The organism is Aquabacterium sp. A08 (assembly GCF_011742065.1).
On the sequence record NZ_JAAQQT010000307.1, the window covers coordinates 1 to 324 of the forward strand.

The following is a 324-nucleotide window of genomic DNA, read 5'->3' on the forward strand; positions in this document are numbered from 1 at the left end:
CCAGCGTCCACGGGTGTGGCCCCACGGCCTCGGGCAACCACCCCAGCCATTCCTGGGGGGTGCAACCCATGTCGCGCACAAACGATTCGGCGTAGGCCGACTGCATGCCGCGCGCCTCAGCCGCCGGCGATGGGCGGCCAGATGGCCAGCACATCGCCGTCGATCAGGGCACGGTCGGCCCGCGCCTCGGGCGGCACAAAGTGGCCATTGATCAGCACCAGGTGCACCAGCTTGGGCGGCAGGGCGTGGGCCTCGATCACCTGGCTCACGGTGGTACCGGGCGCCAGGTCCAGCGCGATCTGGTTGTAGCGGGCGGCGGGCGGC

Annotated in this window: 1 protein-coding gene; it reads right to left on the bottom strand. The window is 71.6% G+C overall.

Features of this window, described 5'->3' with window-relative positions; translation table 11 throughout:
* Window positions 1-116 precede the first annotated feature (116 nt).
* Window positions 117-324: sulfur carrier protein ThiS (locus HA630_RS01730; RefSeq protein ID WP_166832175.1), on the bottom strand; the 208-nt coding region annotated here is incomplete at its 5' end.